Below are 13,221 nucleotides of genomic sequence, written 5' to 3'. Positions count from 1 at the left end.
ACAACTCCACACGGACCTCCTCGACCGTCCCCCGGGCGTCATCCGGGACGACCCCCGTCACGCCGGCGCCGTCCGCGCCGCTCAGGGGCCGACACCTGCGGGGACCAGGAGGGAGCCGTCCGGTCGCCGACGGGATCAGCGACCGGACGGCTCCCCGCATCACGGCTCGACGTGCGGAGCAGGCCCGCTCAGGCGAAGGCCTCGACGGGCGGGCACGCGCAGAACAGGTTCCGGTCGCCCCACGCCTGGTCGATGCGGCGCACCGGAGGCCAGTACTTGCCGCGCACGAGCGTGCGGACCGGGTACACGGCCTCGTCGCGGCTGTACTCGCGCGTCCACTCCCCCGAGATGACCGACTCGGCCGTGTGGGGCGCGCCCCGCAGGGGGCTCGACTCGGCGGTGAACCGGCCCGACGCCACGTCTGCCGCCTCGCCGGCGATGGCGATCATCGCGTCGACGAAGCGGTCGATCTCGGCGAGGTCCTCGCTCTCGGTCGGCTCGACCATCAGCGTGCCCGCGACGGGGAACGACATCGTCGGCGAGTGGAACCCGTAGTCGATGAGGCGCTTGGCCACGTCGTCGACCGTGACGCCGGTGGCGTCGCGGAGCGGTCGCAGGTCGAGGATGCACTCGTGCGCGACGAGCCCGTCCTCCCCCGCGTACAGCACCGGGAAGTGGTCGCGCAGACGCGCCGCCACGTAGTTCGCCGAGAGCACCGCGGCGCCGGTCGCTGCGGCGAGCCCCTCGGTGCCCATCATGCGGACGTAGGCCCAGCTGATCGGCAGGATGCTCGGCGACCCGTAGGGCGCGCTCGACACGGGCACGCCGGCGTGGGCGAGCCGCTCCCCGGCCGCGGCGGGCTCGGCACCCGTGCGGCGGTCGGCCTGCTGCGCGAGCGGGTGGCCCGGCAGGTACGGGGCGAGGTGGGCCTTGGCCGCCACGGGCCCGACGCCGGGACCGCCGCCTCCGTGCGGGATGCAGAACGTCTTGTGCAGGTTCAGGTGCGAGACGTCGCCGCCGAAGTCGCCGAACCGGGCGAACCCGAGCAGCGCGTTGAGGTTCGCCCCGTCGACGTACACCTGGCCGCCGGCCGCGTGCACCGCATCGGTGACCTCACGGATGTCGTGCTCGTAGACGCCGTGCGTCGACGGGTACGTGATCATCAGCGCCGCGAGCTCGGCACGGTGCTGCTCGACCTTGGCGCGCAGGTCGCCGAGGTCGACGTCGCCCTGCTCATTGCACGCCACGACGACGACGCGGAGCCCTGCGAGCACGGCGCTGGCCGCGTTGGTGCCGTGCGCGCTCTGCGGGATGAGGCACACGGTGCGCGCCGTGTCGCCGGCGGCGAGGTGGAAGCCGCGGATCGCGAGCAGGCCGGCGAGCTCGCCCTGGCTGCCGGCGTTCGGCTGCAGGGAGACGGTGTCGTAGCCGGTGACCTCGGCCAGCCAGCCCTCGAGCTGGCCGATCATCTCGAGGTAGCCCTCGACGTCGGAGGCCGGCGCGAACGGGTGCACGGCCGCGAACTCGGGCCACGTCACCGCCGCCATCTCGGTCGCGGCGTTGAGCTTCATCGTGCAGCTGCCGAGCGGGATCATGCCGCGGTCGAGCGCGTAGTCCTTGTCGGCGAGGTGCTTGAGGTAGCGCATCATGCTGGTCTCGCTGCGGTGCGTGCGGAAGACCGGGTGCGTCAGGAAGTCGGAGGTGCGGCGGAGGCCCGCGGGCAGCACCTCGTCGCGCTCGTCACGCGCCTCGCCGCCGCCTCCGGGCGACGCCGTGGGCAGGGCCACCCCGAGGACGTCGGCGACGACCTCGAGGTCGTCGCGCGTCGTCGTCTCGTCGAGCGACAGGCGGACGCAGTCGGAGTCCACGGCCCAGAGCAGGTAGCCGCGAGCGTGGGCGGCGGCGACGATCTCGTCGGCCCGGCCGGGCACGAAGACCTGCAGCGTGTCGAAGAAGACGTCGCTCTCGAGCTCGAGGTCGCTGGCACGCACGGCGGCGGCGAGATCGGACGCGTGCGCGTGCACCCGCGACGCGATGTGCCGCAGGCCCCACGGGCCGTGGTAGACGGCGTACATCGAGGCCATCACGGCGAGCAGCACCTGCGCGGTGCAGATGTTCGACGTCGCCTTCTCACGGCGGATGTGCTGCTCGCGGGTCTGCAGGCTGAGGCGGTAGGCCGGGTGGCCCTCGACGTCCTGCGAGACGCCGACGAGACGGCCGGGCAGCTGGCGCTCCAGCCCGGTGCGGACGGCCATGTAGCCGGCGTGCGGCCCGCCGAAGCCCATCGGCACGCCGAAGCGCTGGCTCGTGCCGACGGCGACGTCCGCCCCGAACTCGCCGGGCGGGCGGAGCAGCGTCATCGCGAGCAGGTCGGCGGCGACGACCGCGAGGCCGCCGGCGGCGTGGACGGCGGCGACGACCGCCTCCGGGTCCCAGACGCAGCCGGACGCACCGGGGTACTGCACGAAGACGCCGAAGGCGTCGGGGATCTCGGCCGGGTCGACGCTCGAGAGCTCGAGCTCGACCAGCTCGATGCCGACGGCCTCGGCGCGCCCGGCGAGCAGCGCCTTCGTCTGCGGCAGGGCGTCGGAGTCGACGACGAACACGTCGGTGCGCGCCTTCGACGCACGGCGGGCGAGCAGCATGCCCTCGACGACCGCGGTGCCCTCGTCGAGCATCGACGCGTTGGCGGTCGTGAGCCCGGTCAGCTCGGAGACCATGGTCTGGAAGTTGATCAGCGCCTCGAGACGGCCCTGCGAGATCTCGGGCTGGTACGGCGTGTAGGCCGTGTACCAGCTGGGGTTCTCGAGCACGTTGCGCTGGATCACGGCAGGGGTGACGGTGTCGTAGTAGCCGAGCCCGATCATGCTGCGCGAGGGGCGGCCGCGGTCGGCGAGCGCGCGGAGCTCGGCCAGCGCCTCCTTCTCGCCGATCGGCGCCGGCAGCACCGAGGCGTTGACGGGCGCCGCGTGGATGTTGCCAGGCACGGCGGCACGGACGAGCGACTCGACGCTGTCGTGGCCGAGCAGCTCGAGCATGGCCGCCTGGTCGGCGGCGGTCGTGCCGACGTGGCGGTCGACGAAGCCGGTGGCGGCCCGGTCTGACCAGTCGCCGAAGACGGACCCCTGCGCGTCGCTCATTCGGCGGTGAGGGCGACGTACTCGTCGCGGGAGAGGAGGGACAGGCCGTCGGTGCTCGCGAGGGTGATCTTGATCAGCCAGCCCTCGCCGAACGGGTCGCTGTTGACGAGGTCGGGGCTGTCGACGACGGCCTGGTTGGCCTCGAGCACCGTGCCGAGGGCGGGGGCGTAGAGCTCGCCGACCGACTTGGTCGACTCGATCTCGCCGACGACCTTGCCGGTCTCGACCTCGCTGCCCTCGGCGGGCAGGTCGACGTAGACGACGTCGCCGAGCTTCTCGGCGGCGTAGTCGGTGATGCCGACGGTCGCGGTGTCGCCGTCGATGAGCAGCCACTCGTGCTCGGAGGTGTACTGCAGGGCGGTGAGATCGGTCATGGCCGGTCCTTTCGAGGAGGCAGGGGCGCCGAGGAGGCGGGGACTGGAGGGGAGCTGAGAGGAGAGCCGAGGAGGCGGTCGTGCGGGGGCAGGTCAGGAGCGCTTGTAGAAGGGCAGCGACACGACCGACGCGGGGATCGCGGTGCCGCGGACGTCGACGGCCAGAGCGGGGCCGCGGTCGACGACGTCGGGGTCGACGAACGCCATGGCGACGGGGTGCCCGAGGGTCGGCGAGAGGGCGCCGCTCGTCACCTCGCCCACCACCGTGCCGTCGTCGGTCACGACCGGGTAGCCGGCGCGGGCGGCGCGGCGACCCTCGAGGGCCAGGCCGACGAGCACGCGCGCCTCGGGGGCGGGATCGACGCCCGCCCTCCCCACGAATTCCTTCGAGGTGTCGACGACGCGGCCGAGGCCGGCCTGCGCAGGTCGCACGTCGAGGCCGAGCTCGTGCCCGTAGAGCGGCATGCCCGCCTCGAGGCGCAGCGTGTCGCGGCTGGCGAGCCCGGCAGGGACGAGGCCGCGCGGGCCGCCGGCCTCGGCCAGGGCGCCCCACAGCTCGGGGGCGAGCTCGGGGGCGAGGTAGAGCTCGAAGCCGTCTTCTCCCGTGTAGCCGGTGCGGGCGATCAGCACGGGGGCGTCGTCGAACGTGCCCTGGAGCACGCGGTAGTAGCGCAGGGTCGACAGGGGCGCGTCGGGCTGCAGGCGGTCGGCGGTGACGAGCTCGTCGAGCACGCCCTCGGCCTCGGGGCCCTGGATCGCGATGAGCGCGGTGTCGTCGCTCTCGTCGTCGACCGTGACGTCGAAGCCGTGCGCCCGGCTGGCCAGGGCGCCGAATGCGGCGTCGCGGTTCGAGGCGTTGGCGACGACGAGGTAGTCGTGCTCGTCGAGGCGGTAGACGACCAGGTCGTCGACGATGCCGCCCTCGGGGCTGAGCAGCAGCGAGTACTTGGCCCGGCCCACCGCGATCGTCGAGAGCGTCCCTGCGAGCGCCGCGTCGAGGAACGACCCCGCGTCGGGACCGACGACGGCGATCTCGGCCATGTGCGAGAGGTCGAACAGCCCGGCCGCCGTGCGCACCGCGTGGTGCTCGGCCAGGTCGGAGCTGTAGCGGACCGGCATCTGCCAGCCGGCGAAGTCGGTGAAGCTGGCGCCGGCCGCCACGTGGACGTCGTGCAGGGGGCTGAGACGCTCCTCCTGCTCGTCGGCGACGGTCTCGGCGTCGACCGCGTCCACGAGGTCGAGGGGTGCGCCGTCGGCGGTCGCGACGCCCTCCGTGCCGTCGCCCGCGAGGGGCAGGTCGCCGGTCGCCGGGGCGTCGCCGTCGCGCAGCTCGGCGTCGTCGGGGCCGGGGGCGGGGCCGGGGGCGGCGGGCAGGTTCGAGGATGCGTCGGACATCTGCGGACTCCTGGGGGAACGGCCCGGCACCAGGTGACTCGGCCGGGATCGGCGTCGTGCAGCACCTGCACGACGGGGACGCGCACGGCACGGCAGAGCCGCGATCGTGCACCCCCTCTGTCATGGGCCTGAGAGCTTCGCCGGCCACGGGGGCCGACTTTCACCGTGGGCGAGGAGGCTGTGCCGGCGACGCTCGCGCGCCTCCTGCAGGTGCCTCCTGCTTTTCAGAGTGGCCAGTCCGTCGCGGTACGCGGTACCTGAGAGATTGGCGGGGAGCTTGCTCCTTCGGTGCCCGGCGGCGCACCTGCGTGCGCTCCGGGGCTCTCCCGCGACGTGTTCGTGGCCCGGTGTTCTGTTGTGTCGCTCACCCTACAGCGGGCATGTGACAGCGGTGTTTCGGGACGGGACGACGAACGCCCCGGCCGTCGTGGACGGTCGGGGCGGCCGGGTGTCTCCGTGCCTGGGGGCCTGGGGGGCCTCGGACTAGGAGGCAGGCTGCTCAGGCTGGCCGGGCTCGGGCGAACCGGCAGCCTGGTGCGCCGCGACGAGCTCTCGCACGTCGTTCGCCAGCTGCGCGACGCCCTCGGGGAGCATCTCGAAGCCCTCGCTGTTGCCGGGGTTGACGACCAGCCCGGTCTGCGCGGGGATCGCCTGGACGAGCTCGGCGGCGGGGATCGTGGCCTGGAACCCGGCGACGCCCTTGACCTGCTCGCCGATCATGTCGGAGTGGGTGAAGGCAGCCAGCATGGGCGTGCCCTCTCGGTCGAACAGCACCGGCTGCAGGTCGTTCAGGCTGTCCTGCGCGTCGACGGCCGTGGCGACGACGACCTGCGCGTTGACAAACTCGGCGAGGACGGCGTTCATGTCGCCCTCTCCTGCCTGTCCCTTGCTGATGGCCTGCTCGAGGGCGGTCGGTTCGCGGTTCTCTGTAGCGGTCATCCGTCCAGCTTGCACCGTCGACCTCCACGGCGCCTCCGTGCGGTCGGCCTGCGCCGTGTTCCGGTTAGTCTTGCGTCCTCGACCTCCGCCGGCGCCCGCCGTCGCCCGTCCCGTCACACTGGAGCGCTCCGTGCCCACCAAGACCGCCTCGCTGGTCACCGCCGCCCTCGCCGTGACGCTCCTGCTGGCAGGCTGCGCCGGGACCGACTCCGAACCGGGCGCCGCGGGCACGCCGACGGTCGTCACGACCACGGGGCCCGACGCGACCGCGACGCCGCTGCCCACCACGACTCCCCCTGCGCCGTCGACGGCCGAGGCGCACGAGGCGCCGCCCGCCTGGGACGCCTGCGTCGCCGCGGTCCGGGCCGAGTACCCCGACCTGCCGTCGCTCGACGACGTCTGGGCCTACGAGGCGGCGGACGTGCGCGACTCCGACACGGGCGCCCTCGCGGAGGTGCGCTTCGGGCACCTCGCCGACGGTCGGGTCGAGGCCGCCTTCACCTGCGAGATCTCGGGGACGCCGGAGTCGCCCGTGGTCGACCTCGTCTCGCCGGTCGACATCTAGGCCCTCCCCTCCCGCCGCACCAGCCAGCCCGACCCCCGTCGTCGTCCGGGCATCGACCGGCCGTCGAGTGGTCAGGAGTCGTCCTTCCCGCCGGGTCCCGGGACAGTTGCTGACCACTCGGCCCGCCGCACCAGGAGGTCAGGCCGCAGTCGGGTCGCGCTGACGGCGGTCGCGTCGAGGTCGTCGGCGCGCTCGACGGCCGTGACGAGGCCCACCGCCGCGAACAGGGCGGCCGTGGCCCCGGCCTGGCGCTCGCTCGTCTCGATCAGCAGGGTGCCCGTCGGCGAGAGCCACTCCGTCGCCCCTGCGGCGATCCGACGGTGCAGGTCGAGGCCGTCCGCCCCGCCGTCGAGGGCGAGGACGGACTCGTGGAGGCGGGCCTCGGGCGGCATCGTCGCGATGGCGGCCGTCGGCACGTACGGCGCGTTCGCGACCAGGACGTCCACCCGGCCGCGCAGCCGTGCGGGGAGCTCGGCGAAGAGGTCGCCCCCGACGACCGTCGCCCGCTCGCCGAGGTTGCGGCGGGCGCAGCGCACGGCGACGGGATCGAGGTCGGCGGCGACCACGTCGAGCCGGCGGCGCCGGCGGAGCAGCGCAGCCGCGACCGCACCCACCCCGCAGCACAGCTCGACGACGACCGGCACCGCGTCGTCGGGCCCGGCGCCGGCGAGCGCCGCGTCGGCCAGCCGCACGAGCAGCTGGGTGCGGCGTCGCGGCACGAAGACGCCCGGCTCGACGACGAGGCGGAGCCCGTCGAAGGCCGCCCAGCCGAGCACCTGTTCGAGCGGCTCGCCGTCCGCCCGTCGGGCGACGAGCGCCGCGAGGTCCGACCCGGTCGCCGCCTCGAGCAGGAGGCGCGCCTCGTCCTCCGCGAAGACGCAGCCGGCCGCCCTCAGGCGCGCGACCACCACCTCTTCGTCGGGACCTGGCTCCCCGTGCCCCGCCGTCCTGTCGACCACGGGGCCAGCGTAGGGGCCGCACGCCGGGGCGAGACGGTCACGACGCGCTGTCGGCGGCGACGCGTAGGCTCGCCTCGATCATGAAGCCGCTGACCGAGACCGACATCCGTGAGTCGTTCGTGAACGCCCTGCCGGGCGACCTCGACCGGCTCCCCATCCCCGGCCTGCACGAGATGCTCTGGGACGACCGGGAGTTCCTGGGCTGGCGCGACCCGCAGGCGCACCAGCGCGGCTACATCGTGCACTGGATGGACGACCGGCCGGTCGGGCTCGTCGTCCGTTCCGCCGGCTCGTCGTTGCGGCCCGGCATCGCCGCCATGTGCTCGCTCTGCCACTCGCCCCAGCCCGCGACGCAGGTGCGCCTCTTCAGCGCGCCCAAGGCGGGCGACGCCGGCGCCAACGGCGACACGATCGGCACCTACATCTGCGAAGACCTGGCGTGCTCCCTGCTCATCAGGGTCGCGCCTCCGCACCTCAACCCTCCCGAGCAGATCGAGCGCCGCGCCTCCGGCCTCGCCGAGCGCGTGCAGGGCTTCACCACGAACGTCATGAAGACCGCCTAGCACCGAACCCCTTCCGCCATCCCTCGCCGGGCACCCCGCCGGGCCGAACGAGAGCGAGTCGCACCGTGTCCGTCGTCAAGATCAACGCCATCCACGTCCCCGAGGGCTCCGGCTCCGAGCTCGAGTCCCGCTTCGCCGCCCGCAAGCACTCCGTCGACGGCGCTCCCGGCTTCGAGGGCTTCCAGCTCCTCCGCCCGGTGTCGGGAGACACGCGCTACTTCGTCGTGACGACCTGGGCCGACGAGCAGTCCTTCCAGGACTGGCAGGCGAACGGGGCGGCCGCCGCGCACGCCGGCCCTCCGGCCGGCCACGGCCCGCAGGCGGGCCAGCGCGGCGAGGGCGCCGAGGCGCCGCGCCGCCCGGTCGCCTCCGGTGCCGACCTGCTCGAGTTCGAGGTCGTCGAGCTCTAGCCGCGGCGCTCGCCCCGCACCCTCGAGTGGACGATGCACCCCGATGTGTCGGGGTGCATCGTCCACTTCGGGGTGTCACGTGAGGCGGCCCGGTGCCGCGGCCGGTCGCGCAGGTGCACCACGCCACCGAGCAGCCGCAGGGCTGTCGCTCGACGTCGAGTGACGTCCCCCCTCCTTCCCAGTGGTCTCCAGGCTCGGCACGTACGCTGCCGACCAGTCGCGACCCGCCCCGAGCCGCCACGAGAGGCACAGGACACCATGGACAAGGCAGCACGCACCCCGTCGACACGATCCCGATCGGCTCGCTGGATCCCCGCCGTGGTCGTCCCGGCCGCGGTCGTGGCCGCCGGCATCGTCGTGCCCTCGATGGCCGCGAACGCCGAAGTCGTCCTCCCCGAGAAGACCCCCCAGCAGGTGCTCGAGCTCGCCGCGTCGAGCTCCGGCGCCTCGTTCTCGGGGACGGTCGAGCAGACGAGCGACCTCGGGCTGCCCGACGTGTCGGGCTTCCAGGGCCAGGGCGGAGCCGGCGACGCGACGAGCGACGCCCTCGAGCTGCTGACCGGCAGCCACACCGCGAAGGTCTTCGTCGACGGCACGGACAAGCAGCGCGTGCAGGTCATCGACGACTTGGCCGAGCGAGACGTCGTGCGCGACGGCGACAGCGTCTGGACCTGGGACTCCGAGTCGAAGGAGGCGGCGCACCTGACGCTGCCCGACGCGAGCGGCACCGAGATCCCCACCGCCCTGCCGGACGGCACCGCCGTGCCCCAGACCCCGGCCGAGCTCGCCTCGGCCCTGCTCTCCGCCGTCGAGCCCTCCACGACCGTCACCGCGACCGACAACGTGAAGGTCGCCGGCCGCACCGCCTACCAGGTCGCCCTCACGCCCGACGACTCCGCGACTCTCGTCGGCAGCGCGACGCTGACCGTCGACTCCGAGACGGGCGTCCCTCTCAAGGTCGTCGTCGCCGCGAAGGGCCAGGCCGACCCGGCCGTCTCGATCGGCTTCACCTCCGTGGACTTCAGGGCCCCCTCCTCCGACGTCTTCTCCTTCACGCCGCCCGCAGAGGCTGACGTGACCGAGGTGCCCACACCCACGGGCGACGACGCTCGGGCGCACCACGCCGGCGGTCAGGCGCCGGCGAAGACCGTGCTCGGCTCCGGCTGGAGCACGATCATGGGCGTGGCCCCCGCGGCGGGCGCCTCGGACGGTTCCTCGGAGAACGAGTCCGCGCCCACGGGGGAGGCGTCCGACGACAGCTCGGCCCTGTTCGACCAGGTGCTCACGCCGGTCGACGGCGGCAAGGTGCTGCAGACTTCGCTCGTCTCCGTGTTCGTCGGCGACGACGGTCGTGTCTGGGCGGGCGCCGTCGACGCGGACGCCCTCCGGGCAGCCGTCGCGGCGCAGTGAGCGACAGGTCCAGTGAGCGACGGGCGCAGTGACCCACGGGGCTGATCCGGTGCCGGACGACGGCCTCGCCGTCCAGACCACCGGCCTCGGCAAGACCTTCGGACGTCAGCAGGCCGTGTCCGAGCTCGACCTCGCCGTGCCGCGCGGCAGCGTCTACGGCTTCCTGGGCCCGAACGGCTCGGGCAAGACGACGACGATCCGGATGCTGCTCGGCCTCACGAGCGCGACGAGCGGCTCGATCCGGGTGCTCGGCGGCGCGATGCCCGACCGGGCCCGTGACGTGCTGCCCCGCGTCGGCGCGCTGGTCGAAGGGCCGGCGTTCTACCCGTTCCTCTCCGGCCGGGCGAACCTGATGCGCCTCGACTCCGGCGACCGTCGCGCTCCGGGCACCACCCGGAAGGCCCGCGTCGCGGCTGCCCTCGACCGTGTCGGCCTGGGGCACGCTGCCGACAAGAAGGCCCACGCCTACTCCCTCGGCATGAAGCAGCGCCTCGGCATCGCGAACGCCTTGCTGATGCCGCGCGACCTGCTCGTGCTGGACGAGCCGAGCAACGGTCTCGACCCGCAGGGCACGAGGGAGGTGCGGGGCCTGATCCGCTCGCTGGCCGACGACGGCACGACCGTGCTGGTGTCGAGCCACCTGCTGGCCGAGGTCGAGCAGATGTGCACGCACATCGGCGTCATGAGTGCAGGCCGGCTGCTCACTCAGGGCACCCTCGGCGACCTCCGCGCGCTCGGCACGCACCGGGTGCGGCTGCTCACTCCTGATCCCGAGCTCGCCCGCGACGTCCTCGTGCGGCTGGGGCTCGCGCCCGACGAGTCGCCCTCGGGCGGCTCTGCCCCGGCAGAGGGGGCGCACGTCGAGGCCGACCTGGCGGTCGAGGGCCTCGCCCCCGAGGCGATCGTCTCGGCGCTCGTGGCCGCCGACGTCCGGGTCCGCGGCTTCGAGGTGTCGGGCGCGAGCCTCGAGGACCGCTTCGTCGACCTGACAGGAGAGGGCTTCGATGTCGCCGGCTGAACCGATCCCGTCCGGGACGCCAGACCGACGCGGCTCGGGCCTGGCGCTGCTCGGCAGCGAGGTCGTCGTCCTGTTCCGCCGTGTGCGGACCATCGCCCTGCTGGCCGCGCTCGCCCTGATCCCGATCCTCCTCGCAGTCGCGGTCCGCGTGACGACCGACGACGCGGGCTCGGGCGGTCGCGGCCCCGCTTTCCTCGGGGACATCACGCAGAACGGCCTGTTCGTCTCGCTCACCGCCCTCACCGTCGCCATCCCGCTCTTCCTGCCGCTGACCGTGGGCGTCGTCGCGGGCGACACCGTCGCGGGCGAGGCGAGCCTCGGCACCCTGCGGTACCTGCTCGTGACCCCGGTGGGCCGGGTGCGCCTCCTGCTCGTGAAGTACGCCGGGGCCGCCCTGTTCTGCCTCGTCGGCACCCTCGTGGTGGTCGTCGTCGGAGCGATCGCGGGAGCGGCCCTCTTCCCCGTCGGGCCGGTCACGTTGCTCTCGGGCCAGACGATCGGACTCGGCGACTACGCAGGCCGGATGCTGCTGATGGCCCTCTACGTCACCATCTCGCTGCTGGGGCTGAGCGCGATCGGGCTGTTCGCCTCGACGCTCACGAGCGTGCCGGTCGGCGCGATGGCGGCGACCATCGTCCTCTCGACCGTGGCCCAGATCGTCGACGCGCTGCCGCAGCTCGACTTCCTGGACCCGTGGCTGTTCACCCACTACTGGCTCGGCTTCGCCGATCTGTTGCGCGATCCGGTCTCGTGGAGCAACTTCGCCGACAACGCCCTGCTCCAGGCGGGATACATCGCCGTCTTCGGCGCTCTCGCGCTCGGCCGCTTCACGACGAAGGACGTCCTGAGCTGAGCACGTCGGCGGTTCCGTCTACCGTGGATCGGTGACCTCCCGACTCCGTCTCCTGCCCGCAGCAGCGCTGGCCGCCGCTGCTCTGCTGACCGTCACGGCGTGCACGACGTCGCCCCCCGATCGTGAGACGGTCCAGCTCACGGCGGTCACGCCGGAGGCGGCGGTCACCACGGCCGCGTCCGGCACCGCCGCCGAGAGGGCCGTCGAGACCAGCCGCGTGCTGTGGCGCAGCTCGCCGGTCGTCGTCCTCGCGCCGGCCGACGACCCGGACGACGTCGCCGAGGCGGCTGAGCAGGGCGAGCGCATCGGTGTGCCCGTGCTGTTGGCCGCAGCGGGCGTCGACGTCTCCGCCGAGGTCGACCGCCTCGGCGCGACGACCGTGGCGACGGTGGGCGGGAGCACGTCGGAGGACGCCGTCCCCGTCGACGTCGACGACGCGGAGGTCGTGCCGGCGGCCGACCTGGAGCCGTCGGGCGACCCCGAGGCCGACTCGTCGACGCTCGTCGTCGTCTCGGGCACCGACGACGCGGCGGCGGTGGCGACCGCCCGGGCCGCCGGTGCCGAGGTGCTGCCGTTGCCGGAGGGCGTGACCGACCTGCAGCAGGACGCCTCCGTCGTGAGCGCGATGGGCGCCTCCGAGGCGGACGGCACCCTGGTCGTCGGCTCCGCCTTCGCCGATCGGCCACACCTCGAGTGGTCGGTCACCGCAGCGCGCTCGGGCACCGAGCTGCCCGGTGGCGGGCAGCGGATCTTCCCCGACCGACGGTTCGTCGCCCTCTACGGGGCCCCCGGCACCTCGGCGCTCGGAGTGCTGGGCGAACAGGACGTCCCGGCCACGGTGCAGCGCGCGGCCGACACTGCGGCGAGCTACCAGGCCTCGTCCGACCGGCCCGTCGTGCCCATGCTCGAGCTCATCGCCACGGTGGCGGCAGGCGACGCCGGCCCGGACGGCGACTACTCGAACGAGCTCGACCCCGAGCGGCTGCGCCCGTACGTCCAGGCCGCGGCCGCGGCCGGGCAGTACGTCGTGCTCGACCTGCAGCCGGGGCGCACCGACTTCCTGACGCAGGCTCGCCGGTACGAGTCGCTGCTCACCGAGCCGAACGTCGGCCTCGCGCTCGACCCCGAGTGGCGTCTGGCACCGGACCAGGTGCCGCTGCGGCAGATCGGCGGGGTCGACGCCTCCGAGGTGAACGCCGTCTCGACCTGGCTGGCCGACCTCGTCGACGCACACTCGCTGCCGCCCAAGTTGTTCGTGCTGCACCAGTTCCGGTCGAGCATGCTGCGCGACCGCGCCGCGATCGACCTGAGCCGCCCCGAGCTCACGACGCTGGTGCACGTCGACGGCCAGGGCTCCCAGCCCGACAAGCAGGCCACCTGGCGGGCGCTGCACGACGGCGCTCCCGAGGTCGCCTGGGGCTGGAAGAACTTCTACGACGAGGACGAGCCGATGCTCACGCCCGAGCAGACGATGACCGAGGTCTCGCCGGTGCCCGACCTCGTGACGTACCAGTAGGAGGCGGTCGGCCCCTCCCGGCAGGAGGCGGCGGCCGGTCTCGGAGGCCGAGCGCGCCGGCCGGTCTCAGAGGCCGAGC

The 13,221-nt window shown here is 73.7% G+C and carries 12 protein-coding genes and 1 riboswitch; of the genes, 7 read left to right on the top strand and 5 right to left on the bottom strand.

The genetic code is table 11. The features are described 5' to 3' along the window. Positions 1-188 precede the first annotated feature (188 nt). The 4 genes from gcvP to ES689_RS10845 form a co-directional block, all read right to left on the bottom strand. Positions 189-3,140: an aminomethyl-transferring glycine dehydrogenase gene (gene gcvP, locus ES689_RS10860; protein WP_146904166.1), complete on the bottom strand. Its 2,952-nt coding sequence runs from the start codon at positions 3,138-3,140 to the stop codon at positions 189-191. Beyond that, positions 3,137-3,514, bottom strand: a complete 378-nt coding sequence (gene gcvH / locus ES689_RS10855; RefSeq protein WP_146904163.1) for a glycine cleavage system protein GcvH — start codon at positions 3,512-3,514, stop codon at positions 3,137-3,139. The genes gcvP and gcvH overlap by 4 nt, the downstream gene beginning before the upstream one ends. A gap of 93 nt (positions 3,515-3,607) precedes the next feature. Then, positions 3,608-4,909 (bottom strand): glycine cleavage system aminomethyltransferase GcvT, encoded by a 1,302-nt coding sequence (gene gcvT / locus ES689_RS10850; protein ID WP_191330383.1) that lies wholly within the window; start codon positions 4,907-4,909, stop codon positions 3,608-3,610. A 234-nt stretch (positions 4,910-5,143) separates the two neighbouring features. After that, positions 5,144-5,248, bottom strand: a riboswitch (glycine riboswitch). A 144-nt stretch (positions 5,249-5,392) separates the two neighbouring features. Next, positions 5,393-5,848, bottom strand: coding sequence for an SseB family protein (locus tag ES689_RS10845; protein WP_146904160.1), 456 nt, complete (start codon positions 5,846-5,848; stop codon positions 5,393-5,395). Between the two features lie 130 nt (positions 5,849-5,978). Between ES689_RS10845 and ES689_RS10840 the strand changes: the two genes are divergently transcribed. After that, entirely contained in the window at positions 5,979-6,413 is a 435-nt protein-coding gene (locus ES689_RS10840; protein ID WP_146904157.1) for a hypothetical protein, read from the top strand. 71 nt (positions 6,414-6,484) lie between these two features. Here ES689_RS10840 and ES689_RS10835 read toward each other — a convergent pair whose 3' ends face one another. Beyond that, positions 6,485-7,372 (bottom strand): putative protein N(5)-glutamine methyltransferase, encoded by an 888-nt coding sequence (locus ES689_RS10835; protein ID WP_191330381.1) that lies wholly within the window; start codon positions 7,370-7,372, stop codon positions 6,485-6,487. A gap of 80 nt (positions 7,373-7,452) precedes the next feature. Here ES689_RS10835 and ES689_RS10830 point away from each other — a divergent pair, with 80 nt between their 5' ends. From ES689_RS10830 to ES689_RS10805, 6 genes are all read left to right on the top strand, one after another. After that, positions 7,453-7,935: an FBP domain-containing protein gene (locus ES689_RS10830; RefSeq protein ID WP_146904154.1), complete on the top strand. Its 483-nt coding sequence runs from the start codon at positions 7,453-7,455 to the stop codon at positions 7,933-7,935. A 65-nt stretch (positions 7,936-8,000) separates the two neighbouring features. After that, a complete protein-coding gene (locus ES689_RS10825) occupies positions 8,001-8,345 on the top strand; it encodes an antibiotic biosynthesis monooxygenase (protein ID WP_146904151.1) in 345 nt (114 codons plus the stop codon). Positions 8,346-8,603: 258 nt separating this feature from the next. Further along, the gene (locus ES689_RS10820; protein ID WP_146904148.1) at positions 8,604-9,755 is read left to right on the top strand and encodes a sigma-E factor regulatory protein RseB domain-containing protein; all 1,152 of its coding nucleotides are present in this window, start codon (positions 8,604-8,606) and stop codon (positions 9,753-9,755) included. A gap of 49 nt (positions 9,756-9,804) precedes the next feature. Next, entirely contained in the window at positions 9,805-10,773 is a 969-nt protein-coding gene (locus ES689_RS10815; protein ID WP_223269538.1) for an ABC transporter ATP-binding protein, read from the top strand. Continuing rightward, on the top strand, positions 10,760-11,626 hold the full coding sequence (locus ES689_RS10810; RefSeq protein WP_146904142.1) for an ABC transporter permease: 867 nt from the start codon (positions 10,760-10,762) through the stop codon (positions 11,624-11,626). Before ES689_RS10815 ends, ES689_RS10810 begins: the two co-directional genes overlap by 14 nt. 31 nt (positions 11,627-11,657) lie before the next feature. Then, positions 11,658-13,142: a hypothetical protein gene (locus ES689_RS10805; RefSeq protein WP_146904139.1), complete on the top strand. Its 1,485-nt coding sequence runs from the start codon at positions 11,658-11,660 to the stop codon at positions 13,140-13,142. The last annotated feature ends 79 nt before the right edge of the window (positions 13,143-13,221 follow it).

It is taken from the genome of Frigoribacterium sp. ACAM 257 (genome assembly GCF_007954365.1).
GTDB lineage: Bacteria > Actinomycetota > Actinomycetes > Actinomycetales > Microbacteriaceae > Frigoribacterium.
Note: the sequence above shows the minus strand (reverse complement) of the source record. Positions and strands in the feature narration are given on the sequence as shown.

Coding starts and splice junctions, on each gene's coding strand:
- ES689_RS10810 (WP_146904142.1), top strand. CDS start 10,760: ATGTCGCCGGCTGAACCGATCCCGTCCGGGACGCCAGACCGACGCGGC.
- gcvT (WP_191330383.1), bottom strand. CDS start 4,909: ATGTCCGACGCATCCTCGAACCTGCCCGCCGCCCCCGGCCCCGCCCCC.
- gcvP (WP_146904166.1), bottom strand. CDS start 3,140: ATGAGCGACGCGCAGGGGTCCGTCTTCGGCGACTGGTCAGACCGGGCC.
- ES689_RS10845 (WP_146904160.1), bottom strand. CDS start 5,848: ATGACCGCTACAGAGAACCGCGAACCGACCGCCCTCGAGCAGGCCATC.
- gcvH (WP_146904163.1), bottom strand. CDS start 3,514: ATGACCGATCTCACCGCCCTGCAGTACACCTCCGAGCACGAGTGGCTG.
- ES689_RS10820 (WP_146904148.1), top strand. CDS start 8,604: ATGGACAAGGCAGCACGCACCCCGTCGACACGATCCCGATCGGCTCGC.
- ES689_RS10830 (WP_146904154.1), top strand. CDS start 7,453: ATGAAGCCGCTGACCGAGACCGACATCCGTGAGTCGTTCGTGAACGCC.